This window comes from Litoreibacter sp., assembly GCF_058136045.1.
Map to the genome: position 1 here is coordinate 717,663 of NZ_JBYVDD010000003.1, position 25,693 is coordinate 743,355.

Genomic DNA, 25,693 nt, shown 5'->3' on the forward strand with positions numbered 1-25,693 from the left:
CCTATTCGCCCTCAAAGTTGTCCATAATCAAACGGTTAAGCGCGCGAACGCCCCAGCCGGTTGCGCCTTTGGGGGCGAAGTCGGTGGCCGTTTTGACCGAGGCCACGCCCGCGATGTCGAGGTGGATCCACGGGGTTTCCGGCTTCACAAAGCGTTGCAAGAACTGCGCCGCGGTGATCGAGCCTGCCGCGCGCCCGACCGAGTTGCGCATATCCGCGATCCGCGATTTCAGCATGTCGTCATAGGCCTTGCCCATCGGCATCCGCCACGCGCCCTCGTCCTCGGCATTCGCGGCTTTTAGGAAGGCATTACACAGCGCGTCATTGTTGGAAAACACGCCCGCTTTCTCGTGGCCAAGCCCCACAATGATCGCCCCTGTCAGGGTGGCGAGGTTGATCATGCCCAGCGGTTTAAAGCGCTCTTGCGCATACCACAGCACATCGGCCAACACCAAGCGCCCCTCGGCATCCGTGTTAATGACCTCGATGGTGTCGCCCTTCATCGAGGTCACCACATCACCGGGGCGCACGGCATTGCCTGACGGCATGTTTTCAACCAACCCCACAAGGCCGACCACATTGGCCTTGGATTTACGTGCCGCCAGCGATTTCATCACGCCAGCCACAACGCCCGCGCCGCCCATGTCCATGGTCATGTCTTCCATGCCGCCCGCAGGTTTTAGCGAAATACCGCCCGTGTCGAACACCACGCCTTTGCCAACCAGCGCAAACGGCTTGTCACCTTTGGCGCCGCCGTTCCACTCCATCACCACCACTTTGGACGGGCTGTCAGAACCTTGGCCGACACAGAGCAGCGACCCCATGCCCAGTTTCTCGAGATCTTTCTCCTCCAGAACCTCCACCTTGAGGCCCAGCTTTTTGAGGTCACTCAACTGTTTGGCAAACTCGGTGGTGGTCAGCACATTGGCGGGCATATTGGTCAAATCCCGGGTGAAGAACGCCCCCTGCGCCAAGGCCTCTAGGATGCTATAGGCGGGTTTCATCTCCTCGGGGGCGTTGACCATGAAGCTTGCGCTTTTGGGCGCGGCAGGCTCTGCGGTTTTCTGGTCCGTATACTCATAGGCGCGCAGGGCCATGCCATACGCCAGCTCATGGGCGCGGCGCAGGTTGCCACATAGCGCTGTCAGTTTGCCCTTGCCCGCCTGCTTGGCCAATGTGGCCCCGGCTTTGCGGGCCTCCGCGACGGTCGGGCGGCGGGGGAGTTTCACCACGACCACGGCCTCTGCCGCCACGTTTACCGGAAAGGACAAGACCATCGCCTGCCCATCGCCTAACGCCTCGAACGCTTCGCTGGCCACGGCGCGCGCTATTGCGCCACGGGTCAGACGATTTACCCGGCGTGCGGTCATATCCAATGTCCCCGCGCTTGGCACAAACACTGCTAGGCGCCCCTCGATCTCTTTGATGGCGTCAATGTCGGTGGCAGTGAAGTCTACGGGGATCAAATCAGTCATCTGAGGGCCTTTGCATGAGAGGTTTTCCCATTGCTAGCGCGCGAGGTCCATAATGACCAGAACCCCCCTGTCCCCCCCCCAGATTTTGCGCTAAAAAGCACCCTAACAACTAGGGAGGACAAGGCTTGGCACGATTCGACAGATATATGCTGTCGCAGTTGTTGATCCTATTTGGTTTTTTCTCTTTGGTGTTGGTTTCTGTTTACTGGGTAAATCGCGCTATCGGGTTGTTTGACCAGTTGATCAGTGACGGGCAAACCGCATTGGTGTTTTTGGAGTTCACGCTCCTGACCCTGCCCTATGTGATCCTCATCGTCTTGCCGATCTCGGCCTTTGTGGCGGCTGTCTATGTGACCAACCGCCTGAGCTCGGATTCCGAGATGGTTGTGCTGCAAACGGCCGGCGCCTCGGCGCTGCGCATTGGTCGGCCCGTGATTTACTTCGGGGTCGTGGTCGCACTACTGGTCGCCGTGCTGGCCCATGTGCTGGTTCCTGCGGCGCGCACAGAGCTGGCAGGCCGCAGCCAAGAAATTTCGCGCGATATCACCTCGCAATTCCTCAAAGAGGGGCGGTTTTTGCACCCGACGTCTGATATTTCGGTCTATATTCGCAACATCACCGATGTGGGCGTGCTGGAACAGATGTTCCTTGAAGACAGCCGCGATCCCGCCGCCGTGGTGACCTATACTGCCGAGCGCGCCTTCCTTGTGCGCTCCGATACCGGGCCGCGTCTGGTGATGAGCGACGGTTTGGCGCAGACCTTCCGCCCGGAGACAGGCCAACTCTCGACCGTGACCTTCAAGGACTTCGCCTATGACATTGGCGCTTTGATCGGAGAGGACAAAACCCACACCCGCGACTTGCGCGAGCTTTCCACGCCAGTGTTGCTGAACCCCTCGCCGCAGGAATTGGCCTCGGCCCATGGCGAGTTGGCGGATTTCCTGTTCGAGGGGCATGACCGGTTCGCCAAATCACTGCTGGCCATTGTCGTGCCACTTATGGGGTTTGCGGCGTTGATGCTGGGCGGATTTTCGCGCTTTGGGGTCTGGCGGCAGGTGATTGGCGCAGTGGTGCTGATTATTTTGGTGCAAATGGCCTCCAACATCGCGGAAGAAACCGCGCGCCGTGACGCCAGCTTGTTCTGGCTGGCCTATGCGGGTCCGGCCCTTGGCGCAGCGATGGCGGCAGCACTGCTGTATTCCACATCGCTGAAACGTATACGCGCCCGCACCCCGAAGGGGATCGCAGCATGAGGCTGGACATGTACTTCGCCCGCCGCTTTGTGTGGTCCTTTACCCTCGTGTTCGGGGTGTTCTTTGGCATTGTGCTGCTGATTGATCTGGTCGAGCAAATGCGCCGTTTTGACAGTGAGCTTGTCGGTGTCATGGAGGGCGCAGAACTGGCCATACTCAACGCCCCCGGCACCATGTACCGAATGCTGCCGCTGCTGGTGGTTTTGGCGACGATCACCCTGTTTCTTGGACTGGCGCGCACGTCCGAGATGGTCGTCACCCGCGCCTCTGGCCGCTCGGCCCTGCGCTCTTTGGTGGCCCCTGTGCTGACTGCCTTGCTGTTCGGGGCCTTCGGGGTGGCGGTGCTAAACCCGATCGTGGCCGCGACGTCTAAACAATTCGAAGTGGTCTCCAGCCGCTATGCCAATACCGGTGGCTCCATCACCTCCGTTTCCGCCGAGGGGTTGTGGTTGCGCCAAACCAGCACTGATGGGCAAGTGGTGATCCGTGCCAAACGCTCCAATCTGGACGGCACACGTTTCTTTGGGGTCACCTTCTATGGCTTCGATACGGATGGCGCGGCCGCCTATCGCATCGAGGCCGCCGAAGCCTTGTTGGAACCGGGCGCATGGGTGGTCTCGAAGGCCAAGCGCTGGACTTTCACCGAGCTAGAGAACCCCGAGACCGGCGCCGTGGTGCACCCGCACCTCAACGTGCCATCAGATTTGACCCATGATCAAATTCGCGACAGCTTCGGCAACCCCTCGTCGATCTCGATATGGGAGTTGCCTGACTTCATTAACCAGTTGGAACGCGCGGGGTTTTCGGCCTTGCAACACCGCGTCTGGTTGCAAATGGAGCTGGCAAATCCGGTATTACTGGCCGCGATGGTGCTGATTGGCGCGGGGTTTACCATGCGCCACACCCGCTTTGGCAAAACCGGGATGATGGTGTTATTTGCAGTCCTGATGGGCTTTGGTATTTTCTTTCTGCGCAACTTTGCGCAAGTGTTGGGGCAAAATGGGCAAATTCCGGTTATCGTCGCCGCATGGGCGCCACCGCTGGCGGGCATTTTCTTGTCCCTTGGCCTGCTTTTGCATACGGAGGATGGCTGACATGCGCGCGGCCCTGTTTGGCATAGTTACGGCGTTTCTGGCCGCCACCCCCGGCTTTGCACAGCAAGCGCCGGCGACAACCGCCAGCCTGGTGGCGGACAGCGTGGTCTTTGCCAGTGGCACCCAAGTGCTGCACGCCTCGGGCAATGTCGAAATCTTGCAAAACGGGGTGCGGCTGCGGGCGCAGTCGATCACCTATAACGGCACCTCCGACACCCTGACCGTCACCGGCCCGATCTATATCATTGATAACTCGCTCGGCGGCAGTGACGCGTTGATTTTTGCCGATTTCGCCGAGTTATCCGGCGATATGCAAGAGGGCATCCTAAGCGGCGCGCGCATTGTCTATGCCCGGCAATTGCAACTGGCAGCCGCCGAGATCCGGCGCACCGAGGGGCGCTATACCCAATTCTATAAAACCGTCGCCTCTAGCTGCCATATCTGTGAAAACGATCCTGTGCCTTTGTGGGAAATTCGCTCCAAGCGGGTCGTGCACGATGCGCTCGAGCGGCAATTGTACTTTGACGAGGCCACCCTGCGCGTCTTGGGCGTGCCGGTGTTCTACAGCCCCTATTTGCGCCTGCCCGATCCCAGCGTTGAACGCTCCAACGGGTTTTTGATCCCGGAGCTGCGCTCCAATGGGGATTTGGGCGTGGGTATCCGGGCGCCATATTTCTTCACCTTGGGCCCGCACGCCGACCTGACCCTTGCGCCTTGGCTAACCTCTAAAGGGGCCAAAACGCTGGAGGCGCGTTACCGCCAGAAGTTTGCCAAAGGCGAGATCGAGCTGAACGGCGCGATCACCGACGACAATGTGGCCAATCTGGACAGCCGCTCCTACCTGTTTGCCGACGGCAGTTTTGCGATCGGGCGTGGGTTCACGGCGAAATTTGACGTCGAGCTGACCTCGGATGCGGGCTATCTGCTGCTGTACGGCTATTCCGATAAAGATATTCTCGACAGCGCCATCTCGGTGGAGCGCGCCAGTCGTGACGAATATATCGGCGCGGAGCTGATCCACTACAAATCCCTGCGTGACGGGGATGACAACCGCACCCTGCCGACGATTGTCGGGGACGCGAGCTATATCAAGCGCTTCTCACCGGCGCATCTGGGCGGCATTGCGACCCTCACCGCGCAGGCCCATGGCCACTATCGACGCGCCGACACCGACCCCACCAATGCGGGCCTCTCGCGCGATGTGGTGCGGGTGACCGCCTCTGCCGAGTGGCGCCGCGACTGGATCTGGCGCAACGGCATGATCTTGGCGGTGGATGGCGCGGTTTTCATCGACGGCTATAAAATCCGCCAACCGCGCCCGAATGCGACCCTTGCATTTGATGACACCATGGACGTCACCCCCTATGCGGCGTTGGAGTGGCGCTGGCCGATGCTGCGCCAAGGCGCGCGGGCCAACCACCTGCTGGAACCGGTTGTGCAGCTTGTCCTTGCGCCGAACCAAAGGGAGCGCATCGACAATGAAGACAGCTTGCTTGCAGAGTTTGACGAGGCCAATATTTTCGAATTTTCCCGCTTTCCCGGGGCCGACGGGCGCGAGTTGGGGTCGCGGCTAAACCTCGGGTTGACGTATACCCGATCGTCTCACTCCGGCTGGGATCTTGCCCTGACCGTCGGGCGTATTATCCGCGATGATGATCTGGGGCAGTTCTCTGCGTCAACAGGGCTGACCGGCCACTCCTCCGACTGGCTTGTCGCGGCGCAGTTGAAAGTCGGCGAGCACTTCAACCTGACCAATCGCGCCATCTTTGACGACCAATTCTCCTTCGCCCGCAACGAGATGCGTTTGGGCTGGACCAGCGATGCGTTTCAACTGGCCTCGACCTATGCCTGGCTGGAGGCCGACGCCACGGAGGGACGCCCGACGGATACTTCCGAGTTGGCCTTTGAAGGGGCCTACCGCGTGGCGCGGCACTGGACCCTATCAAGTGAATTACGCTACGATTTTGTCAATGACCGCACCACACGGGCCGGAGTTGGCATCAGTTATCAAAACGAATGCGCGAAAATGGACCTTTCGGTCTCGCGCCGTTTCACGACTTCGACTAGTGTGACCCCAACGACGGATTTGAACCTGTCGGTCCAACTTGCGGGCTTCGGCGCGCGCGGGATCGGTGGGGCCAGTTTCGCCAGACAGTGCAACGGATAAAACGAGCAGATAAAATGACACCGACACATGCGCTCCTGACTAGAATTTTCGCCCTGATGCTTGCGGGATTGGCGCTCATTGCCCCTGTGAGCGCACAGCAAGGGTTGTTTCAAACGGCCATTACCGTGAACGACATGGTGATCACCAATTTTGAATTGCAACAGCGCGAGCAGTTCCTGACCCTGTTGCGCTCGCCCGGCAACCCCAAGACCGAGGCCCGCAAAGGCTTGATCGACGACCGCCTGCGCCTGACCGAGACCCGCCGCGCGGGCATCACCTTGACCGAGGAGCAGGTCTACGGCGGCATGGAAGAATTCGCCGCCCGCGCCAATCTGAGCGCTGAAGAATTCATCAAAGCGGTCGAGCAAGCCGGTGTTTCCGGCGAAACCTTCCGCGATTTTGTGGCCGCAGGGTTGGCGTGGCGCACCTTGGTGCAGGGGCGTTTCGGCGCCCGCAGTCAGGTTAGCGAATCCGAGATTGATCGCGCTATGGCGCAGCAAGGCTCCCGCGCGGGGGCCCGTCTGTTGATGGCGGAAATTGTTTTGCCGCTGACCCCGCAAAATGCCGAGCGCAACCAAGCGCTGGCACAACGTCTGTCCGAGACGATCAAATCCGAAGCCGCCTTTGGTGCGGCGGCGCGGCGCTACTCTGCCTCCCCCACGCGTGGACGCAGTGGCCGCCTTGACTGGCTGCCGTTGGGCAATGTGCCCCCCGCCATTCGCGCCGCAGTTCTAACGCTCGCGCCGGGCGAGGTCAGCGAGCCGTTGAGCCTTGGCAATGCAGTGGGCATCTTCCAGCTTCGCGGCTTGGAAGAAACCGAAGCCGAGACCCCCGAGACCCAAGCGCTGGACTATGCCACGGTTCTGTTTCCCGGCGGGCGCACCGCCGATACCCTAGCCCAAGCCAAGGCTTTCGAGGAAAGCTACGACACCTGCGACGACCTCTATACCCCCGCCAAAAAGCTACCTGCGGAGTATTTTGAGCGCTCTGTTTTGTCCGCCTCCGACGTGCCGGGCGACATCGCGCTAGAGCTGGCAAAACTGGACAGCAACGAAGTTTCCACCGCGCTGACCCGCCAAAACGGCCAGTTCTTGGTGTATCTGATGTTGTGCGGGCGCACGTTGGAGCTGCCGGTTGGCGAAGATGGCGAGGAGATCGACCTGCGGGCTCAAACCCGCGAGCAACTGTTCAACCAACGCATCACCTCCTTTGCAGACAGCTTCCTGGAGGAGCTGCGCGCCGACGCTCTGATCGTCGAGAAATGACCACGCCCGCCCCCGTTGTGCTGAGCTGCGGCGAACCTGCGGGGGTTGGGCTTGAGATTGCGCACAAAGCGTTTGAGGCCGTTAAAGACGAAATCCCTATAGTGTTAATCGCGGATCGCCGCCACGTTGTCGGGCCGGTAAGCGAGGTTACGTCCCTATCGGATGTGACTGGCGATGAAGCCGCCCTGCCCCTTTTGCACCATGATTTTAGCGGTGACGCGCACCCCGGCCAAGTGGATGCGCGCAACGCCCAAGGTGTCATCGACGTTATCGCACGCGGGGTTGATTTGGTCACATCAGGCGCGGCCTCGGCGTTGTGCACTTTGCCTATTCACAAGAAGGCGCTGAAAGACGGCGCAGATTTTGCCTACCCCGGCCACACGGAATATTTGGCCGCTTTGGCGGGAGTAGATCGCGTGGTGATGATGCTCGCCAGCCCCGAGCTGCGCGTGGTGCCAGTGACGATCCACATCGCGATAGCCGACGTCCCCGCTGCGCTCACGGCAGAGTTGCTGGAAGATACGCTGCGCATCACCAACGCTGCCTTGCAGCGCGATTTTGGCGTCAAAACCCCTCGGATCGCAGTGGCAGGCCTGAACCCGCACGCGGGCGAAGGCGGTGCTATGGGGATGGAAGAAATCGACATGATCGCGCCACTCCTGAAGCGGCTGGCGGACGGCGGCATGCGCCTGTCCGGCCCGATGAGCGCCGACACGATGTTTCATGCGCGCGCGCGCGAAGGCTATGACGTGGCGGTCTGCATGTACCACGACCAAGCCCTGATCCCGATCAAAACCATAGACTTCGCCGGCGGGGTGAATGTGACCTTGGGCCTGCCGTTCATCCGCACCTCGCCCGATCACGGCACTGCCTTCGACATTGCGGGCCTTGGCGTGGCTGACCCGACATCGAGCATTGCGGCGCTGCGCATGGCGTGGGACATGGTGGGCAAACGCGCGATATAAATAAGGGAGGCCAGAGCTTTTGGCACAAATAGACGGGCTTCCGGCCCTCTCGGACGTGATCCGCACCCATGAATTGTCGGCCAAGAAAAGTCTGGGACAGAACTTCCTGCTGGACCTGAACCTGACTGCCAAAATTGCCCGCCAAGCAGGGGATATATCAAACTGTGACGTGCTGGAAATTGGCCCCGGCCCCGGCGGGCTGACCCGTGGATTGCTGGCCGAGGGCGCGCGTCGCGTGCTGGCGGTCGAGATGGACGAGCGGTGCCTGCCTGCGTTGGCCGAGATCAGCGCCGCCTATCCGGGGCAGTTGGAAGTGATCCATGGCGACGCTTTGAAGATAGATGTGTTGGCGCACCTGACGCCGCCCATTCGCGTGGCGGCGAACTTGCCCTATAATGTGGGCACTGAATTGCTGGTCCGCTGGTTAACCCCAAAAGAGTGGCCACCCTATTGGCAAAGCTTAACGCTGATGTTTCAGCGCGAAGTGGCAGAGCGCATTGTGGCGGCTCCCGGCACCAAGAAATACGGGCGTTTGGCACTTCTGGCGCAATGGCGTGCAGACGCACGTATTATGATGGAATTACCGCCAGAAGCCTTCGTGCCTGCCCCCAAAGTCCATTCCGCCGTGGTACATTTGACCGCGCTGGAAAAGCCACGCTTCGAGGCAGATGCAGCGATTTTATCTCGGGTGGTAGCAGCGGCGTTCAATCAGCGTCGCAAGATGCTGCGCTCTGGCTTGAAGGCCATATCCCCTGACATCGAGGACCACCTGCGTGCAGCAGGTATTCCGCCCACGGAGCGGGCGGAACAGGTGTCATTGGAAGCCTTTTGCGCTTTGGCCCGTGAAGTGGCCAAAACTTAAGGAAGCGGGCCCGCCGATTACTCGGCGGCCGGTGTTTCCTCAGGTTTTGGAGTGTCCGTTGGCTTCGCCCTAGGCTTACGGGTCCGAGGCTTGCGTGCAGGCTTTGGGGCGGCTTCAACGGTTTCAACTAAACCGCTATCGGCTTTGCCTGCGTCCCCAGACAGATCAATCACATCAGGTTGCTCACCTGCACCCGCATCAACCTGCGAGCCAGCAGCGGCGGCCAGAGCGGCAGGAGACATGTCATTCACTGACGCCTCGGACACCTGCACGTCGGGCTGCTCGGATGTGCGGTTTTGATCACGATCATTATTTTGGTCGCGATTTTGATCACGGTTTTGATCGCGTTCACGGTTTTGCTGTTGCTGCTGCTGGCGTTGCGCCTGCTGGGCTTGCTGCTGTGCCTCATGCGCCAAACGGCGTTCTTCTTGCTCTTTAACCGCCGCGCCCAACATGCGGGTGTAATGCTCCGCGTGCTGCGAGAAATTTTCTGCCGCCACGCGGTCATTGGACAGTTGCGCATCGCGGTGCAACTGCTGGTACTTCTCAATGATTTGCTGCGGGGTGCCGCGCACCTTGCCCTCAGGGCCAGAGCTGTCGAACACCCGATTGACGATGTTCACGCCAGAGCGGTTATTATTATTGTTATTGTTATTCCGGTTCTTGCCGCGTGAGCGGGACTTGGATTGTCTCATTTAAATATGGTTCCAGCCGTTTGAGCTTTGGTCAATTTTTCAATCCTATCCGCTTCTTGGCTCGCGGCGTCCCCATGACTTAGGATCGAGACCTTATTTTGGCTTAAGCGTAGGGGGCGCTTGTCACGCCTGCGCCCTACTAAGGCAGACAAAAGCAGCCATGGGGTTAATTTGCAAGCCGATTCGGCACTTAAACGCCAGATTCAGCCACTTTTTAAGCTAAAGAGGCGCTTTGGCGCGGATCACCCGGTCCTTGCCGTTAAGGTCAGGAATACATGACACATCACGCCAACCGGCAGAGCGGAATATCTCACGCACCGATGTGCCTTGGTCAAAGCCAATTTCCACCAGAACATACCCATCATTAACCAGATACCCCGCCCCCTGCGCCGCAATAATGCGGTATGGAGCCAACCCATCACCACCCGGTGTCAGCGCGATGCGCGGCTCAAAGCTGCGCACGGTGGGGTGCAAGTCGTTGTAGGCCGTCTCGGTGATATAGGGCGGGTTCGAGGTGATCAGGTCGAACCGCGCGTCAACATTGGTGAACCAATCGCTCTGGGTCAGGCTTGCCCGATCCACCACCCCAAGCGCGCGGGCATTTTGGCTGGCTATCTTCAGGGCCGCCGCCGAGATATCGGTGCCTGTGCCCCGGGTTGACGGGCGCTCGGCCAGAAGGGACAGCAAGATGCAGCCCGACCCGGTGCCAAGGTCCAGCACGGTGTCAAAGGGCAGCGACAGCGCCGCCTCGACCAAGGTTTCCGTGTCAGGGCGCGGGTCGAGAACATCGCTTGAGACCACAAAGTCATGCTTCCAAAACGCGCGACGTCCGGCGATGTGGGAAAACGGCTCATGGGTGATGCGACGCGCAACCAATGTGGCCAAGTCAGCCCCCTGCTCATCGGCCAGCGCCTTGAGGCGGCGGGCCTCGGTTAAAGGGTCAGGGATGCCAGCCTCGTGCAAGCGCACGGTGGCGGTCGCCTGCGGATCATCGCTCATGCGCGCATCACAGCCCCTGCTCTGCCAGCATTTGTGCTTGATCGTCGGCAGTCAGCGCGTCGATGATTTCATCCAGATCGCCCTGCATGACTTGATCCAATTTGTACAATGTAAGGTTGATGCGGTGATCCGACATACGCCCTTGGGGGAAATTATATGTTCGAATGCGTTCCGAACGATCGCCAGAACCAATTTGACTTTTGCGCGTGGCAGAGCGTTCATCATCGAGCTTTTGCCGCTCCAGATCATAAAGCCTTGCGCGCATTACCTGCATCGCAATCTCACGGTTTCGATGTTGGGATTTTTCTGCGCTGACCACGATAATACCAGTCGGCAAATGGGTAATGCGCACCGCGCTGTCCGTGGTGTTAACGTGCTGCCCCCCTGCGCCAGACGCGCGCATGGTATCGAGGCGCAGATCGCTGGCGGGGATGTTGATATCAACCTCTTCGGCCTCGGGCAAAACCGCGACCGTGGCGGCAGAGGTGTGCACCCGCCCGCCGCTCTCGGTGACTGGAACGCGTTGGACACGGTGCACGCCGCTCTCGTACTTCAGACGAGCGAAGACGTTTTTTCCCTTGATGTGTGCGGTGACGGATTTCACGCCACCAAGCTCGCTTTCTTGGTACTCGATTAGATCAAACGTCCAACCACGGGCCTCGCAATAACGCCGGTACATATTGAGTAAATCACCCGCAAACAGCCCGGCCTCATCGCCGCCGGTTCCGGGACGGATTTCCATCATTGCAGGGCGCGCATCAGCGGCGTCTTTGGGCAGCAGCGCCAGTTTAATCGAGGCCTCAGCGTCGGGGAGTTTGGCCTCAAGTTCAGGTAATTCCTCCACCGCCAACTCGCGCATCTCGGGGTCATCCATCATGGCGCGCGCCTCGTCGATGTCACCCAGAAGTTTCACGTAAGCGCTCACCTCGTCAGCGACGGGCTTTAGCTCGGAATACTCGCGGGAAATGCCCGCAAAATCCTCCATATCGCCGGACGCGAGACGCGCCTCAAGATACTCAAAGCGTTCGGTGATTTGTTGAAGTCTATCCAATGGAACCATGCGGCGTTGATGGACATTTGGCGATGTGGGGTCAAGTGTGCTAGTGTAGGTCCATGTATAAATATATATTTGCTTTTGTAATTCTCGCCCTACCGATTAGCGCAGACGTCACATCCCCATCAGGACGCACAATTGACTGCTTTTGCACTGACAAAAGCGGTGCACGAGTGGAATTGGGCGAACAACGCTGCCTAAGCGTCGGAGGACGCATCTTCATGGCTCGCTGTGAAATGGCCCTAAACGTGCCAATGTGGCGCGAAACGGGCAGCAGCTGCGTAACCGGATAGTCCGATCGTGTGCTAATCTGCGCAACGGCAAAAAGTCTTAGACTTTTTGGTGCCAAAGTCTCTTGGAGACTTTGAAGCCGCGCCTATCAGGGCGCGTCGGCTTTCGCGAACCAGCTGTTGATACGGGCCTCATTGACCCCGAAGTCATCCACCCCATAGATCAACCGCCCATGTAGTGACACCAACATACCAACATTGGACGCTTCGATTTTTACCGCAGTTACATCGGGAAATCCCCAGATGGCAGACCGCGTGACATAGCTGGCCCGCGTAATCAATTGTGGCTTTTCAACCGACAACGTCCCTGCCAGTAAAGCCGTACGTGGGGTCGCTTCAATAATCGCTTTCATCTTCGCCGCAACCAGCAAGGGGTCCCCCTGCACAATGACCAATCTACTAAATTGCCCCCGCCCCCCTTTCGCGATGAGCGCCTCAACATCAATGTGATGCTTCTTTGGGCTCAACGGCCGCAGACGCACAACCGCTGCTGCAACAATAACGACGACAATCAGGGCAATGAGACCGTACCTTAGCATTTATTCGGCACCTTCAGCCGCAATTTCAGCTTCGATCAAGCTTGCCCGGTCTTCAACTTGTTCAACAATATGATCCACCATCTGCTCGTTGCTCAACTTGTGGCTTTGTTTACCCGCCAGATAAACCATGCCGGCCCCGGCTCCACCGCCAGTAAAGCCCACGTCTGTCATCAATGCCTCGCCAGGTCCATTTACCACACACCCAATGATCGAAAGGCTCATTGGGGTTTTAATGTGCTCAAGGCGCTTCTCCAATGCCTCGACGGTTTTGATCACGTCAAATCCCTGCCGTGCACAAGAGGGGCAGGAAATGATGTTCACCCCACGGTGGCGCAACCCCAAGGCCTTAAGAATTTCATAGCCAACTTTAACCTCTTCTACGGGATCTGCGGAGAGCGATACACGGATGGTGTCACCGATGCCGCCCCACAACAGGTTGCCAAGGCCGATCGCCGATTTGATGGTGCCAGCGGTCAACGCGCCCGCCTCGGTGATGCCCAAATGGATGGGGGCATCTGTCACCTCGGCCAGGCCTTGATAGGCGGCGGCGGCGAGGAAAACGTCAGAGGCTTTGCAGCTAATTTTGAACTCGTGAAAGTCGTTGTCTTGCAAAATTCGGATATGGTCCATGCCGGACTCGATCATCGCCTCGGGGCAAGGTTCCGCATATTTATCAAGGAGATGCTTCTCCAAAGACCCCGCGTTCACCCCGATACGGATCGAGCATCCGTGATCTTTGGCCGCTTTAATCACCTCTTTCACCCGGCTCTCATTGCCGATGTTTCCGGGATTGATCCGCAAACATGCCGCGCCCGCCTCCGCAGCCTCAATCGCACGCTTATAGTGAAAGTGAATGTCAGCCACGATCGGGACCGGGCTTTCTTTGATGATCTCGCGCAGGGCCGTCGTCGATGATTGATCCGGCGTGGAAATACGCACAATATCCGCCCCCGCCTCGGCACAGGCCTGCACCTGCGCCACCGTCGCGGCCACATCCGAGGTGTCGGTGTTGGTCATCGTTTGCACGGTTATAGGAGCATCCCCGCCCACCGGCACATTCCCGACCATAATTTGGCGGGATTTACGGCGATCAATCTGGCGCCAAGGGCGAATGGAGTGAAGCGAAGACATGGGCTGACAGCCTTAATTTGTGAACTTGACGACCATGGATATAGCCCGCCCCCAGTAGGGTCGCAATGCAAGTGCCAACAATGCCGGAAGTTTTGATCTTACTCGGTAATTGGTGCGTCGAGATCACCGGCTGGCAGTGCCGCCATAGCCGTCAAAGTATCCAACAACAACCGATCCGTAGTATCAGCCACCGCATAGGTCTCGGTGATTGCATCTACGCTCAAATCGACATTCTTAGCCACCGAGGTGCCCGGTCCTGCGGGGCCATAGGTCTGGCCCTTTACACTGAAAAACAGCGACCCGGAATTACCCGCCCGCAAGAGCGGGGTCTCGTCGGTAACCGGCAAAACATATGTCTCGCCCGCATCAAGAACCTTCTCGAACAATATCGAGCCATCCGCATTTGCAATACGCACCCAAGCCGGCCGAGTGGCAAAAAGAACCACATCCGCATTTGCCGCCGCCAACACCTGCGGCGTACCAAATACCGGAGCATCATTAGCGGTGCGGCTTAATGCAGCCACAGCCAGCCCGGGGTCCGGCTGGTCAACCAGCGTCCCGATAGAATTAGGGTCAAGCGCCGCAATCGGGCCATCCCGCGCGGTCAACACCGGAGCCTGCAACGCCTGCGGGCGATAGAGCCGGTCCAACGCATCAGGCGCCGGAGCAACAAATCCCGTAGCCCCCTCGCTTGGCGCAAGAGTTGCTGGCGAAGACGACAGACCCGCGACCTCTGTCGACAGACCCGGAGACTGATCCACAGGCGCGAATTCCACCCGCTGAATTTCTTGCAAGACTGAATAGCCGCCATAACCAATCAACCCGATGAGGGCGAAGACGATCGCGATGGACCCAATGGCCCCCGGCTCAACATTGGCAAACATGCTCTCGCCCGACGGCGCATAGGGGGCGACGGGGCGCAAAATAGCCTCTTCCCCAACAACCTTAGTGCGGGTCTTGGGCACTTTTCGCGACGCGGCCGACGTGCCGGACAGGCCCTCGACCCCGGCAAATCCGCTCTCTTGGCAAAATCTCTCGAACGCCCATTCAGGGTCCATCCCAAGGTAGCGCGCATAAGAGCGCACGTAACCTGCGATAAACCCGGGGCTTTCGAACACGGATGGATCAGAATTTTCAACGGCGGCAATGTAAGTGGCTTTGATTTTCAACTCGCGCTGCACATCAAGCAGGGATTTACCTAAAGTCGCGCGCTCGCCGCGCATCATGTCGCCAAGGCGCATCTCAAACGCGTCAAACCCCCGAGTCTCCTCGGTTTTTTTCGCTTTGGGCTGTCTGTATCGACCCAACATTTACGCCTGCCCGTTTGTTATTCGTTATCCCGAATTGCAGTACCGATTCGTCCCCACGTGGCTGCAATGAGAGGACAATAGCACATCACGCGCCCGTGTTGCAGTGCAGAAAAGAGTTAACCGGCCAGTTCGGCGCGATTCAGCGCACAATGGGACCACAACCCGTCCAGAGCATCGACCAAAGCGTCAACTTGCTTGGGGCCGTGAACTGGCGACGGCGTGAACCGCAGCCGCTCCGTGCCGCGTGGCACAGTCGGGAAATTGATCGGTTGGACATAGATGCCATGATCATCAAGCAACCGGTCCGAGATCATTTTGCATTTCACCGGATCGCCCACATGTACCGGCACAATATGCGAGCCGTGATCAATCAGCGGCAGGCCCATTCCTTTGAGGCGCAGCTTCAAGGCGGCGGCCCCGTCTTGGTGGCGCTTGCGCAGGTCCGTGTCGGTTTTCAGATGCGCGACCGAGGCCGCAGCCCCCGCAGCCACAGCCGGAGGCAGCGACGTGGTAAAGATGAAGCCCGGCGCGTAAGACCTTATGGCATCACACATTTTAGCGGATGCAGCGATGTAGCCGCCCATCACGCCGTAAGCTTTGGCCAAGGTGCCATTGATAATATCAATACGATCCATCAACCCGTCACGCTCAGCCACGCCACCGCCGCGCAGGCCGTACATGCCAACCGCGTGAACCTCATCTAGGTAGGTCAGCGCGCCGTATTCATCGGCTATATCAAGGATCTCTTTGAGCGGTGCAAAATCGCCATCCATCGAATAAATCGACTCGAACGCGATCAGTTTTGGCTGGTTGGCCGGCAACGCACTCAGTTGGGCGCGTAAATCGTCCAAGTCATTGTGCTTGAAGATGCGTTTGGCCCCACCGTTGCGACGAATGCCCTCGATCATCGACGCATGGTTCAGGCTATCGCTGAGAATCACCAGACCCGGAAAAAGTTTTGGCAAAGTGGAGAGGGTCGCGTCATTGGCGATATAGGCCGAGGTGAACAGCAGCGCCTCTTCCTTATCGTGCAAATCGGCCAGTTCGGCCTCTAGGCGCTTGTGATACACCGTGGTGCCGGAAATATTGCGCGTCCCGCCAGAACCTGCGCCCGTGGCATCAAGTGCCTCGTGCATCGCCGCCAGCACGACCGGATGTTGCCCCATGCCCAGATAATCATTGCCACACCAGATAGTTACGTCTTGCTTGGTCCCGTCGGGCTTGGTCCAGACCGCGTGCGGAAAGTTACCCCGCGCGCGCTCCACATCAATGAACGTGCGGTAGCGGCCCTCATCGTGAAGGCGTTGCAAAGCGGCATCGAGATAAGAATCGTAAGTCACGGGTCTGGCAGCCTTTTCACTAGGGCATTAGAACTGTTCTACATGGTATAGCGGTGAAATCGTCACCGCGACAGGCTACATTTTGCCGCCCCACGAAAAAGTTAACAAATATTGACGTATATATAGGGAAGCCTGACGCCTATGGGAGACATTCCCCCTAGTCAGCGACCACGACTTCGCAATCGCGCGCCCCCTCGCCCGCCTTGGCACAGGCATCAAGTGCGCGTGCGCCATCGCCTCCCGCCATGCCAAACGTGCCTTGGGTTTTCGAAATGGCAAAGGCCTTGGGCGCTTTGAGTTTGCGGTAATCACCGCGCAGCGCAACCGACGCCTCTTGGGACAGGCTAAAGGACACATCCGCATCCGCGCCTTTGGGCGAAACCTCCAGCACCACCACACATTTGGCCGAGGCCGCTTTGCGGTTGGAGTTGCAATGCGCCAGCGCCGCCGTTCGAGCCGCTTCAATAGAATGGTGCTGACCAGAGGCATTGAGCCAGTCGACAAAAAGCCCCTCATCTGGCGATAGGGCCAGCGCGCCGTAATAGGGGATCGTATCTTTCAGCGTCAGCACAATCGCTTGCTGCTTTTCATCAAGAAACGAGGTGTCGGGCATCACTGCCACGTTACGTTTGCCCCGAGGCAAAACCTTGCGTGCCTCTTTGAGATTGAGCGACTCAGCGCCCGCGGGAATCGCTACTGCGACCACTGCCAAAGCCAACGCTGCGCTACAAAAAGTAGAAAACATGGAAAATACCCCCAAGATATAGATCATTGTTGCCGCCTATTACGCGTCAAAACGGCTCCAGTCTCAAGGGTGAAAAGGCCATTGTTTCGCGCCCTTGCAAAAGGGGGCCTTGATGCTGGACAGCGCGGCGGCGGGTGGTACGGTAACCAAGAAATATATCGGCATGGGGGCTGAAAATGACGAATTTAGACGCGGTACTTGATCGAGTTGACGGGGATTTGGAAACATCAGTTGCACGGCTGTTGGACTTATTGCGCATCCCGTCCATCTCCACCGACCCGGCCTATAAAGGCGATTGTGACGCCGCCGCCGACTGGCTGGTGGATGATTTGGCCAGCATCGGGTTTGAGGTCTCCAAGCGCCCGACCACGGGCCATCCGATGGTCGTTGGCCACGCTGATGGCTCGGACAACTCCGGCCCGCATGTGTTGTTCTACGGCCATTACGACGTGCAGCCCGTGGACCCGTTGTCGCTGTGGAAAACACCCCCGTTTGAGCCTGCGCTGGAAGAGACTGACAATGGTCCGGTGATCCGTGGTCGCGGCGCATCTGACGACAAGGGCCAGTTGATGACCTTTGTTGAAGCCTGCCGCGCGTGGAAAGCCGTGCACGGCACCCTGCCCGCCAAGATTTCGCTGTTCTTTGAGGGCGAAGAGGAAAGCGGCTCGCCCTCGCTGGTGCCCTTCATGGAGCAAAACCGCGACGAGCTAACGGCCGATATTGCGCTGATCTGCGACACTGGCCTTTACGGCGACGCTACCCCCGCCATCGTCACCCGCCTGCGCGGCTTGCTGGGGGAAGAGGTGATCATCACCGGCCCCGACAAAGACCTGCATTCCGGCATGTACGGCGGCATTGCACGCAATCCTGTGCGGGTTCTGGCCAAGATGATTTCCGGCCTGCATGATGCCGCTGGTCGCATCACCGTGCCGGGCTTTTATGACGGCGTGGAAGAATTGCCCGCTGATATCGCGCAGCAATGGGCTGATCTGGGGTTCGAGAGCGCCAAATTCTTGGGCGAAGTCGGCCTTGGCCTGCCCGCAGGCGAAGACGGGCGCACGGGGCTGGAAATGATCTGGTCGCGCCCCACATGCGAGGTCAACGGCATTACCGGCGGCTATCAGGGTGACGGATTTAAGACGGTTTTGCCGTCGCAAGCCTCGGCCAAAATCTCCTTCCGCTTGGTCCCCGGCCAAGACCCGTTGAAACTGCGCGAAGCATTCCGTGCCTATGTGCGCTCGGTGCTGCCCGAGGACTGCACGGTGGAATTTGCAGACCACGGCGCGTCATCGGCCTCCGAGATGGCCACGGACCACCCCGCCTTTGAGCAGGCCCGCGCGGCTCTGTCTGACGAATGGCCAAATCCGGCGGCATTTGTCGGCTGCGGCGGCTCGATCCCGATTGCAGGCCACTTCAAGGATATCTTGGGGATGGACGCCATGTTGATCGGCTTTGGCAAGGATGACGATCAAATTCATTCACCCAATGAGAAGTACGATTTATCCAGCTTTCACAAAGGCATACGGTCATGGGTGCGGGTGCTGGATGCGATGTCGAAATAATCCACAAGAAATTCTGCACGGCTTAGGGGAGCCTTAAGTATTTGCGCTCTAGCTTGGGGTTAACAGCCCTGAGTTAGAGACCGCATATGCAAGCCCTTATTCTGTCCGATAATCCCCTGACCCATCATCGCCTAAGCCGGTCACTGTCGCGTCGCGGGTTTCAGGTGGTTCATTCGGAAACGGTCATGATGGCCACGGCCCATGTCCGCGCTTGGGCATTTGACCTTGTGTTGATGGTAGAACAGGTTGGGGGTCAACTGACCCACCGCGTTGCCCTTTCTGCCGAAAAACATGCGCCCTTTGTGAAAACAATATTGCTAAGCAACCGCACCGACACTGAAATTGACGAGCTGTACGAATTGTTGCCCAGCTTGGCAGGCATCGTCAGCCCCGAGCTTGCACCTGAACTCATTATTCAAATTGCCACCGCCAGCGTTGCAGGCAGCGCGCGCACTTTGGAGCCCGACGCAAAAGCCGATCCCGAGGCACCGCAATTTTCCAGCACACGCCAAACAATCGGCTTAGAACAGGCCCTTGCAGGTTAATTGAGACCTAAAGAGGTAACGCCGTGGTGGATTTAATTTCCTCCATCGACAACAATGCCGTGACGTTGAACACGCGTACCTCCGAGATCAACGCCTGATAAAATTCATCATAGGCGCGTGCATTCTCTACCCGTACTTTCAAAATATAATCAATATCGCCCGCCAGCCTGTGCCCTTCCATCACTTCGGGGCGCGCTTGCAGAGCTTTGAGAAAGCGCGCCTGCCACTCCGCCTCATGCTCAGAGGTGCGGATCAGAACGAAGAAGCACGCCTCTAGCCCCAGCTTCTCGGGATCCAGCACCACCGTATCTTGCTTAATCACCCCAGCAGCGCGCAATTTCTTGATTCTATTCCACACTGGCGTCTTAGAAGAGCCTGTTTTCTTGGCAATTTCATCAAGACTTTGTGAGGCGTCCTCTTGCAGCTGAGCAAGGATATTCCGATCCATCGCGTCAATCCGAATACCCATTCCAAAACCTTCCCTACCGCAGAACCACGTTCTATATTTTCCATATTACAGAACAGTATTCCTTATCTTCGTCAAGGGATAGGAATTTTAAGGAAATTTTCCTAATTATACGGCAAGCAAAACGAAGGATTGCCTCAGATGAAGCACTTTCCAATTTTCATAGCCCTGAGCGGGCACCGCGTGGTCGTCTCTGGCGGCGGCGAAGCTGCGCTTGCTAAATTGCGCCTGCTTTTGAAAACACAAGCAGACATCACCGTTGTGTCTGCAAGCGCCGCCCCTGAAATTTTGACATGGGCAGATCAAGGCCGCCTGACCCTGACCCCGCGCGCGCTGCAAAGCGGCGACGCAATGGGCGCGCGCTTGTTCTACGCCGCGAACGAAGATGACGCGGAAGACGCACGGGTTGCCGATCTGGCAAATGCGGACGGCGCCTTGGTTAACATCGTCGACAATCTTGCAGACAGCCACTTCATCACCCCCGCCATTGTCGACCGCGACCCGGTCGTCGTGGCCATCGGCACCGAGGGCGCGGCCCCGGTTCTGGCCCGCGCCATCAAGCGCGACCTTGAAGAAAGCCTCTCCCCCAAACTGGGCCTGATGGCGCGCGTCGGCAAAACCTTCCGCGCCTCTGTCGAGGCCCTGCCCTTCGGCGTAAAGCGTCGCGAATTTTGGGCCGACTACTATGCCCGCGAACGCGGCACCGAAACCGAGGCCCAAACCGCGTTGGAAACATTGCTGAAATCCCACCTGAAGGCCCAGACAAAAGAGGGCCGCGTTGATCTGGTCGGCGCAGGCCCCGGCGATCCAGAGCTATTAACCCTGAAGGCCCGCAAAGCCTTGGATGAGGCCGATGTGGTGATTTATGACCGCCTCATTGCACCTGAAATTTTGGAACTGGCGCGCCGTGAAGCTGTGATGCTGTCGGCGGGCAAGGAAGGTTTCGGCCTCTCGGTCACGCAAGAAACCATCAATGAGATGACCGTAAGCCACGCCCGCACCGGCGCACATGTGGTCCGCCTGAAATCGGGAGATCCAACCATCTTCGGCCGCTTGGACGAAGAAATCGACGCCTGCGAGGCCGCTGGTGTCGCGTGGAATATCGTCCCCGGCATCACCTCGGCCTCGGCGGCCGTTGCCACCTTGGGCCAAAGCTTTACTAAACGCGGGCGCAACTCTGGCGTGCGCTTTATTACCGGCTACGACACCAAAGGTTTCGCCGATCACGACTGGGCCGCATTGGCACGAACCGGCGAGGTCGCGGCGATCTACATGGGCAAAAAATCCGCCCGCTTCATCCAAGGCCGCTTGCTGATGCACGGGGCCGACCCCTTAACGCAAGTGACGGTGATCGAGAACGCATCGCGCCCCGAGCAACGCATCATCGCCACCACTTTGGGCGAGTTGGAGCCAACATTGACACAGGCCAATTTGACCGGCCCCGCGCTGGTTTTCCTTGGCCTCGCCCCACGCGCGGCACTGAACGCCGCCCAGAAACATGAATTGGAGGCCGCGATATGAGCAAGCCCTTTACCCCAAAAGTCGTCACCGCCAACGCCCTGCTGGAAGGCGATGTGGTGTATCTGACCGCTGATGATCAATGGAGCCGCCACATGGCAGAGGCCGAAGTGATCGAGGACGAAGCCCATGGTGATTTACGTCTGCTACATGGCGCGTCACAGGTTGATATCGTCGTTGGCGTCTACTTGATCAACGTGGCGCTGGAGCATGGCGCGCCGCAGCCCACACATTTTCGTGAAGAATTCCGCACCCGCGGACCGTCCAACTACAACCATGGCAAGCAAGCAGACCTCGCAAGCACGGAGCTGGTTTAATGTATCAATACAATGATTTTGATCGCGATTTCCTCGCAGAGCGTAACGCGCAATTCCGCGCCCAAGTAGAGCGCCGCATCGACGGCTCCCTGACCGAGGACGAATTCAAACCACTGCGTTTGATGAATGGCTTATATCTGCAACTGCACGCTTATATGCTGCGCGTCGCGGTGCCATATGGCACGTTAAACGGCGAACAAATGGATGTTCTGGCCGATATCGCCGGCAAGTGGGACAAGGGCTACGGCCATTTCACCACGCGCCAAAATATCCAGTACAACTGGCCGAAATTGCGCGACGTTCCCGATATGTTGGACGCCTTGGGCGCGGTCGGGATGCATGCCATCCAGACCTCCGGCAACACGATCCGCAACGTCACGGCTGACCACTTTGCAGGCGCGGCGCGTGACGAGGTTGCAGACCCGCGCCCCACGGCCGAGCTGCTGCGCCAATGGTCCACGGACCACCCCGAGTTTCAATTCCTGCCACGCAAATTCAAGCTTGCCGTGACCGGATCAGTGAATGATCGTGCGGTGATCAAGGCCCATGATATCGGCATCCGGTTGCTCACGCGCGATGGCAAAGAAGGCTATGAAATCATTGTCGGGGGCGGGTTGGGCCGCACACCAATGATCGGAAAAGTGCTGCGGGACTTCCTGCCCAAGGCCGACCTTCTGCCCTATTGCGAGGCCATTGTCAGCGTCTACAACCTGCTGGGCCGCCGCGATAATAAATACAAAGCCCGCATCAAGATCACCGTGCATGAGAACGGTATCGAGACCATCCGCGACTTGGTTGAGGACCGCTTTGCGTTGCTGAAACCACAGTTCAAAGGCGTGGATCAGAAGATGCTGGAAGGCATCGAGGCGCAATTCGTGCTGCCGGAATTCAAAACCGGCTCAGTCGCTGCATTCAAGGACGCATATCACAGTGATCCGGTCTTCCGCTCTTGGGCAGATACCAACCTGACCGCGCATAAAAACGACGACTATTCTATCGTGTCCATCTCGATCAAAAAGCATGGGGATACACCGGGGGATGCGACCTCTGCACAGATGCGCGAGATGGCGGCGATTGCCCGCGAACTTGCACATAACGAACTTCGCATTAGCCATGAGCAGAATGTTATCTTGCCTCACGTGCATAAATCGAACCTTCCTGCAATCTATGCTCGACTGAAGGCCGTGGATTTGGCGACGGCAAATATTGGCAAAATATCTGACATCATTGCCTGCCCCGGCATGGATTATTGCGCATTGGCCACGGCCCGCTCGATCCCTGTGGCACAGCAAATTGCCACCCGCTTTGACGAGCTGAAGCTGGAGCATGAAATTGGTGACCTAAAGATCAAAATCTCGGGCTGCATCAACGCCTGTGGCCACCACCATGTGGGCCATATCGGCATCCTTGGGTTGGACCGCGCGGGCGTGGAAAACTACCAAATCACGCTGGGCGGGGATCACACGCAAACCGCAGAAGTCGGCAAACGTGCGGGTCCGGGCTTTGCCTATAATGAGATTGTGCCCGCCATTGAGCGCATCATTTCCGCCTACCTAGAGCACCGCGAAAGCGGCGAGGAGCGCTTCATTGATGCGTACCGCCGCCTTGGCATGGCGCCGTTCAAGGCCGCTCTTTACCCGGAGGCAAAACAAAATGCCGCTTGAAGCTCCAATCCCCACTTCTGCCGAGCGCGCGGCTGAGCTGAACCTGCGCTATCGCAACCATGCGGCGGTGGATGTGTTGCGCCACGCACTGGCGGATTCGCAAGTTGGCAGCACCGCGTTGGTCAGCTCTTTCGGGGCTGAATCCGTAGTCTTGCTGCACCTGTTGTCGACACTGGACCGCACGGTTCCGGTGATCTTTCTCGATACGGAAATGTTGTTCCCCGAAACAATTACCTACCAGCGTGAACTGGCTGAAAAGCTTGGCCTGAATGTGGTTATAACCGGACCTGATCGCGGCGAGTTATTACAGCGCGACCCCGATGCGCTGCTTTATCGCCGCGACACGGACGCCTGCTGCGCCCTGCGCAAAACCGAGCCCTTAGAAAAGGCGTTGAGCGGGTTTGATGCGTGGATTACCGGACGAAAACGCGTGCAAGGTGGCGATAGGGTTAATCTGGAATTCTTTGAAGCGGATGGAGAAAATCGCATCAAGATCAACCCTTTGGCTAACTTTTCCCTGCAAGATATCCAAGATTATATGGTCAATAATCGCCTGCCGCGTCACCCGTTGGTGGCGCGCGGCTTTGCCTCGATCGGCTGTGCGCCGTGCACCTCTAAGGTCAAGCCGGGGGAAGACCCGCGCGCGGGCCGGTGGCGGGGGCAGGAAAAGACCGAATGCGGCATCCACTTTGAAAACGGAAAGCTGGTTCGCACCGGCCCAGTGTCAACAGACATGGAGACGACGACATGAGCGTGATTGTAACCGACGCAGGCTTCGCGCCCGACACTTGGGACCGCGGCTTCACACCCTTAGAAGACTTGCCCGCCAATGACACGCCATGCTGCGTGGATTTGCCCAGCGACACCGACCCTAGGGGGCTGGCCAATCGCTTGGGCGAGGTTGAGATGATTCGTGTGGACTTCCCCTCCTCGGCCGACGGACGCGGCTTTACCATCGCGCGCCAGCTGCGCCTGATGGGGTTTTCCGGACGTCTTCGTGCGCGCGGGCATGTCCTTGCGGATCAATACGCCATGGCGCGTCGGTCCGGTTTTGACGAGGTGGAAATCGACGATGATTTGGCCGCCCGCCAGCCCGAGGACCAATGGCGCGCCCGCGCCGACTGGAAAGCCCATAATTATCAATCCCGCCTACGCGGCTGAACGTCCCATTTAACTTCTCCAACGAGACCACTAGAAAGGCCGCAGAGGCGTCCGCCTCGCTAGAAATTTGCCATGAATGAAGTAGCCGCCATGAACGCACCCACCAAAGCCGTCCCAACCCTGCCCGACGCGCAAACCGTCACGCAGGTGAAACACTGGACTGATCGTCTGTTTTCTTTCCGGGTCACACGCCCCGCCAGCCTGCGGTTCCGCTCGGGCGAGTTCGTGATGATCGGCTTGATGGGGGAACCGCACCCAGAGACAGGCAAGCAAAAGCCGCTACTGCGCGCCTATTCCATCGCGTCGCCGTCGTGGGACGAGGAGTTGGAATTCTACTCGATCAAAGTGCAAGATGGCCCGCTGACCTCCAAGCTGCAACACATCAAAGTGGGCGACGAGATCATCTTGCGCCCCAAACCTGTGGGCACATTGGTCCACGACGCTTTGTTGCCCGGCAAACGGCTGTGGTTCTTTGCCACCGGCACGGGCTTCGCGCCCTTCGCATCGCTGCTGCGCGACCCGCAAACCTTTGAGGATTACGACGAGGTGATCATCACCCACACCTGCCGCGAAGTGGCGGAATTGGAGTATGGCCGCCAGTTGATTGAAGAGGTGCGCACCGACGAGATGTTGGGCGAATTGATCGGCGAAGAGAACCTTAAGAAGCTGGTTTACTACCCAACCACCACGCGCGAAGACAGCCCCGTGATGGGGCGTGTGACCGACAAGCTGCGCTCGGGCGAGATATTCAAAGACCTTGGCATCCCCCCCATGACCCCGGAAACAGACCGCGCAATGGTTTGCGGCTCTATGGGCTTAAACACTGATCTAAAAGAGATTTTTGAGGGCTTCGGTCTTGAAGAAGGCGCCAATAGCGACCCCAAACACTACGTGGTAGAAAAGGCCTTTGTGGGATAACACCCCGCCTAGGCCTACACTGGACAAAAGAAAACGCCGCGCGGGGAAAACCCTGCGCGGCGTTTTTGTTTGTGCGGTGATTGGCCCGAAGGCCAACCGATGCAGCGGGGCTTATTGACCCAATGCCGCTTTAACTTTGTCCAGAACGCCGGACAGCAACTCTGGGTTGTCTTTGGCTTTTTCCAAACCGGCTTTCAGTGTGGTTTTAGCAATGCCACCCAGATCGGAGCCGTCAACCATTTCGACGACTTTGTCGAAGTCAAAACCATCTACAGACAGCAGATCAGTCATCGAGCTGGCGCTTGCAGCCGTATCGGTTGCAGCTTCCGTGGCGGAGGACGCAGCCTCAGTAGCCGTGT

24 protein-coding genes and 1 pseudogene are annotated in these 25,693 nt (G+C 58.4%); 14 read left to right on the plus strand and 11 right to left on the minus strand.

The window, feature by feature from the left end; all coding sequences use genetic code 11:
* Position 1: 1 nt before the first annotated feature.
* Complete coding sequence (locus AC3Y7R_RS04870) at positions 2 to 1,474, minus strand: leucyl aminopeptidase (RefSeq protein WP_490040873.1); 1,473 nt, start codon at positions 1,472 to 1,474, stop codon at positions 2 to 4.
* 125 nt (positions 1,475 to 1,599) lie between these two features.
* Between AC3Y7R_RS04870 and lptF the strand changes: the two genes are divergently transcribed.
* From lptF to rsmA, 6 genes are read left to right on the plus strand one after another with little or no spacing between them, the layout of a single operon-like run.
* On the plus strand, positions 1,600 to 2,727 hold the full coding sequence (lptF, locus tag AC3Y7R_RS04875; protein ID WP_490040874.1) for an LPS export ABC transporter permease LptF: 1,128 nt from the start codon (positions 1,600 to 1,602) through the stop codon (positions 2,725 to 2,727).
* Positions 2,724 to 3,821, plus strand: coding sequence for an LPS export ABC transporter permease LptG (gene lptG / locus AC3Y7R_RS04880; protein WP_490040875.1), 1,098 nt, complete (start codon positions 2,724 to 2,726; stop codon positions 3,819 to 3,821). The genes lptF and lptG overlap by 4 nt, the downstream gene beginning before the upstream one ends.
* Complete coding sequence (locus AC3Y7R_RS04885; RefSeq protein ID WP_490040876.1) at positions 3,814 to 5,988, plus strand: LPS-assembly protein LptD; 2,175 nt, start codon at positions 3,814 to 3,816, stop codon at positions 5,986 to 5,988. Before lptG ends, AC3Y7R_RS04885 begins: the two co-directional genes overlap by 8 nt.
* A gap of 14 nt (positions 5,989 to 6,002) precedes the next feature.
* Positions 6,003 to 7,253: a peptidylprolyl isomerase gene (locus AC3Y7R_RS04890; protein ID WP_490040877.1), complete on the plus strand. Its 1,251-nt coding sequence runs from the start codon at positions 6,003 to 6,005 to the stop codon at positions 7,251 to 7,253.
* Entirely contained in the window at positions 7,250 to 8,218 is a 969-nt protein-coding gene (gene pdxA / locus AC3Y7R_RS04895) for a 4-hydroxythreonine-4-phosphate dehydrogenase PdxA (protein ID WP_490040878.1), read from the plus strand. Before AC3Y7R_RS04890 ends, pdxA begins: the two co-directional genes overlap by 4 nt.
* 19 nt (positions 8,219 to 8,237) lie before the next feature.
* Positions 8,238 to 9,080 carry a 16S rRNA (adenine(1518)-N(6)/adenine(1519)-N(6))-dimethyltransferase RsmA gene (gene rsmA / locus AC3Y7R_RS04900; RefSeq protein WP_490040879.1) on the plus strand — a complete coding sequence of 281 codons (843 nt, stop codon included), beginning with the start codon at positions 8,238 to 8,240 and terminating at the stop codon, positions 9,078 to 9,080.
* A 17-nt stretch (positions 9,081 to 9,097) separates the two neighbouring features.
* Here rsmA and AC3Y7R_RS04905 read toward each other — a convergent pair whose 3' ends face one another.
* From AC3Y7R_RS04905 to AC3Y7R_RS04940, 8 genes are all read right to left on the minus strand, one after another.
* A complete protein-coding gene (locus AC3Y7R_RS04905; protein ID WP_490040880.1) occupies positions 9,098 to 9,775 on the minus strand; it encodes a DUF4167 domain-containing protein in 678 nt (225 codons plus the stop codon).
* Between the two features lie 219 nt (positions 9,776 to 9,994).
* Complete coding sequence (prmC, locus tag AC3Y7R_RS04910; RefSeq protein ID WP_490040881.1) at positions 9,995 to 10,774, minus strand: peptide chain release factor N(5)-glutamine methyltransferase; 780 nt, start codon at positions 10,772 to 10,774, stop codon at positions 9,995 to 9,997.
* 7 nt (positions 10,775 to 10,781) lie between these two features.
* Positions 10,782 to 11,834 (minus strand): peptide chain release factor 1, encoded by a 1,053-nt coding sequence (prfA, locus tag AC3Y7R_RS04915; protein ID WP_490040882.1) that lies wholly within the window; start codon positions 11,832 to 11,834, stop codon positions 10,782 to 10,784.
* Between the two features lie 373 nt (positions 11,835 to 12,207).
* Positions 12,208 to 12,657: a DUF1499 domain-containing protein gene (locus AC3Y7R_RS04920; RefSeq protein ID WP_490040883.1), complete on the minus strand. Its 450-nt coding sequence runs from the start codon at positions 12,655 to 12,657 to the stop codon at positions 12,208 to 12,210.
* A complete protein-coding gene (gene ispG / locus AC3Y7R_RS04925) occupies positions 12,658 to 13,788 on the minus strand; it encodes a flavodoxin-dependent (E)-4-hydroxy-3-methylbut-2-enyl-diphosphate synthase (RefSeq protein ID WP_490040884.1) in 1,131 nt (376 codons plus the stop codon).
* 98 nt (positions 13,789 to 13,886) lie between these two features.
* Positions 13,887 to 15,098, minus strand: a complete 1,212-nt coding sequence (locus AC3Y7R_RS04930) for a helix-turn-helix domain-containing protein (RefSeq protein ID WP_490040885.1) — start codon at positions 15,096 to 15,098, stop codon at positions 13,887 to 13,889.
* Between the two features lie 116 nt (positions 15,099 to 15,214).
* A complete protein-coding gene (gene hemA, locus AC3Y7R_RS04935) occupies positions 15,215 to 16,438 on the minus strand; it encodes a 5-aminolevulinate synthase (protein ID WP_490040886.1) in 1,224 nt (407 codons plus the stop codon).
* A 157-nt stretch (positions 16,439 to 16,595) separates the two neighbouring features.
* Positions 16,596 to 17,210, minus strand: coding sequence for a 5-aminolevulic acid synthase (locus tag AC3Y7R_RS04940; RefSeq protein ID WP_490040887.1), 615 nt, complete (start codon positions 17,208 to 17,210; stop codon positions 16,596 to 16,598).
* A 149-nt stretch (positions 17,211 to 17,359) separates the two neighbouring features.
* Here AC3Y7R_RS04940 and AC3Y7R_RS04945 point away from each other — a divergent pair, with 149 nt between their 5' ends.
* Positions 17,360 to 18,745, plus strand: coding sequence for a M20/M25/M40 family metallo-hydrolase (locus AC3Y7R_RS04945; RefSeq protein ID WP_490040888.1), 1,386 nt, complete (start codon positions 17,360 to 17,362; stop codon positions 18,743 to 18,745).
* Positions 18,746 to 18,831: 86 nt separating this feature from the next.
* Positions 18,832 to 19,290: a response regulator gene (locus AC3Y7R_RS04950; RefSeq protein WP_490040889.1), complete on the plus strand. Its 459-nt coding sequence runs from the start codon at positions 18,832 to 18,834 to the stop codon at positions 19,288 to 19,290.
* A 7-nt stretch (positions 19,291 to 19,297) separates the two neighbouring features.
* On the opposite strand, the gene AC3Y7R_RS04955 is transcribed toward AC3Y7R_RS04950, so the two are convergent.
* Positions 19,298 to 19,759 (minus strand): Lrp/AsnC family transcriptional regulator, encoded by a 462-nt coding sequence (locus tag AC3Y7R_RS04955; RefSeq protein WP_490040890.1) that lies wholly within the window; start codon positions 19,757 to 19,759, stop codon positions 19,298 to 19,300.
* Between the two features lie 138 nt (positions 19,760 to 19,897).
* Between AC3Y7R_RS04955 and cysG the strand changes: the two genes are divergently transcribed.
* From cysG to AC3Y7R_RS04985, 6 genes are all read left to right on the plus strand, one after another.
* Positions 19,898 to 21,277 carry a siroheme synthase CysG gene (gene cysG, locus AC3Y7R_RS04960; protein WP_490040891.1) on the plus strand — a complete coding sequence of 460 codons (1,380 nt, stop codon included), beginning with the start codon at positions 19,898 to 19,900 and terminating at the stop codon, positions 21,275 to 21,277.
* Positions 21,274 to 21,591 carry a DUF2849 domain-containing protein gene (locus AC3Y7R_RS04965; protein WP_490040892.1) on the plus strand — a complete coding sequence of 106 codons (318 nt, stop codon included), beginning with the start codon at positions 21,274 to 21,276 and terminating at the stop codon, positions 21,589 to 21,591. Before cysG ends, AC3Y7R_RS04965 begins: the two co-directional genes overlap by 4 nt.
* Entirely contained in the window at positions 21,591 to 23,255 is a 1,665-nt protein-coding gene (locus tag AC3Y7R_RS04970) for a nitrite/sulfite reductase (protein ID WP_490040893.1), read from the plus strand. The genes AC3Y7R_RS04965 and AC3Y7R_RS04970 overlap by 1 nt, the downstream gene beginning before the upstream one ends.
* Positions 23,245 to 24,006, plus strand: coding sequence for a phosphoadenylyl-sulfate reductase (locus AC3Y7R_RS04975; protein ID WP_490040894.1), 762 nt, complete (start codon positions 23,245 to 23,247; stop codon positions 24,004 to 24,006). Before AC3Y7R_RS04970 ends, AC3Y7R_RS04975 begins: the two co-directional genes overlap by 11 nt.
* Positions 24,003 to 24,416, plus strand: a complete 414-nt coding sequence (locus AC3Y7R_RS04980) for a DUF934 domain-containing protein (protein ID WP_490040895.1) — start codon at positions 24,003 to 24,005, stop codon at positions 24,414 to 24,416. Before AC3Y7R_RS04975 ends, AC3Y7R_RS04980 begins: the two co-directional genes overlap by 4 nt.
* Before the next feature lie 72 nt (positions 24,417 to 24,488).
* Positions 24,489 to 25,334 (plus strand): ferredoxin--NADP reductase, encoded by an 846-nt coding sequence (locus AC3Y7R_RS04985; protein WP_490040896.1) that lies wholly within the window; start codon positions 24,489 to 24,491, stop codon positions 25,332 to 25,334.
* Positions 25,335 to 25,445: 111 nt separating this feature from the next.
* Here AC3Y7R_RS04985 and AC3Y7R_RS04990 read toward each other — a convergent pair.
* Positions 25,446 to 25,693 (minus strand): annotated as a pseudogene (locus tag AC3Y7R_RS04990) (translation initiation factor 3); the annotation flags it as partial.

What these genes read in the sequence shown, in the direction of transcription:
- AC3Y7R_RS04870 (WP_490040873.1), bottom strand. Translation starts at nt 1,474, where the DNA reads ATGACTGATTTGATCCCCGTAGACTTCACTGCCACCGACATTGACGCC.
- lptG (WP_490040875.1), top strand. Translation starts at nt 2,724, where the DNA reads ATGAGGCTGGACATGTACTTCGCCCGCCGCTTTGTGTGGTCCTTTACC.
- AC3Y7R_RS04885 (WP_490040876.1), top strand. Translation starts at nt 3,814, where the DNA reads ATGGCTGACATGCGCGCGGCCCTGTTTGGCATAGTTACGGCGTTTCTG.
- AC3Y7R_RS04890 (WP_490040877.1), top strand. Translation starts at nt 6,003, where the DNA reads ATGACACCGACACATGCGCTCCTGACTAGAATTTTCGCCCTGATGCTT.
- pdxA (WP_490040878.1), top strand. Translation starts at nt 7,250, where the DNA reads ATGACCACGCCCGCCCCCGTTGTGCTGAGCTGCGGCGAACCTGCGGGG.
- AC3Y7R_RS04905 (WP_490040880.1), bottom strand. Translation starts at nt 9,775, where the DNA reads ATGAGACAATCCAAGTCCCGCTCACGCGGCAAGAACCGGAATAACAAT.
- prmC (WP_490040881.1), bottom strand. Translation starts at nt 10,774, where the DNA reads ATGAGCGATGATCCGCAGGCGACCGCCACCGTGCGCTTGCACGAGGCT.
- prfA (WP_490040882.1), bottom strand. Translation starts at nt 11,834, where the DNA reads ATGGTTCCATTGGATAGACTTCAACAAATCACCGAACGCTTTGAGTAT.
- AC3Y7R_RS04920 (WP_490040883.1), bottom strand. Translation starts at nt 12,657, where the DNA reads ATGCTAAGGTACGGTCTCATTGCCCTGATTGTCGTCGTTATTGTTGCA.
- ispG (WP_490040884.1), bottom strand. Translation starts at nt 13,788, where the DNA reads ATGTCTTCGCTTCACTCCATTCGCCCTTGGCGCCAGATTGATCGCCGT.
- AC3Y7R_RS04930 (WP_490040885.1), bottom strand. Translation starts at nt 15,098, where the DNA reads ATGTTGGGTCGATACAGACAGCCCAAAGCGAAAAAAACCGAGGAGACT.
- AC3Y7R_RS04940 (WP_490040887.1), bottom strand. Translation starts at nt 17,210, where the DNA reads ATGATCTATATCTTGGGGGTATTTTCCATGTTTTCTACTTTTTGTAGC.
- AC3Y7R_RS04945 (WP_490040888.1), top strand. Translation starts at nt 17,360, where the DNA reads ATGACGAATTTAGACGCGGTACTTGATCGAGTTGACGGGGATTTGGAA.
- AC3Y7R_RS04950 (WP_490040889.1), top strand. Translation starts at nt 18,832, where the DNA reads ATGCAAGCCCTTATTCTGTCCGATAATCCCCTGACCCATCATCGCCTA.
- AC3Y7R_RS04955 (WP_490040890.1), bottom strand. Translation starts at nt 19,759, where the DNA reads ATGGGTATTCGGATTGACGCGATGGATCGGAATATCCTTGCTCAGCTG.
- cysG (WP_490040891.1), top strand. Translation starts at nt 19,898, where the DNA reads ATGAAGCACTTTCCAATTTTCATAGCCCTGAGCGGGCACCGCGTGGTC.
- AC3Y7R_RS04965 (WP_490040892.1), top strand. Translation starts at nt 21,274, where the DNA reads ATGAGCAAGCCCTTTACCCCAAAAGTCGTCACCGCCAACGCCCTGCTG.
- AC3Y7R_RS04970 (WP_490040893.1), top strand. Translation starts at nt 21,591, where the DNA reads ATGTATCAATACAATGATTTTGATCGCGATTTCCTCGCAGAGCGTAAC.
- AC3Y7R_RS04975 (WP_490040894.1), top strand. Translation starts at nt 23,245, where the DNA reads ATGCCGCTTGAAGCTCCAATCCCCACTTCTGCCGAGCGCGCGGCTGAG.
- AC3Y7R_RS04980 (WP_490040895.1), top strand. Translation starts at nt 24,003, where the DNA reads ATGAGCGTGATTGTAACCGACGCAGGCTTCGCGCCCGACACTTGGGAC.
- AC3Y7R_RS04985 (WP_490040896.1), top strand. Translation starts at nt 24,489, where the DNA reads ATGAATGAAGTAGCCGCCATGAACGCACCCACCAAAGCCGTCCCAACC.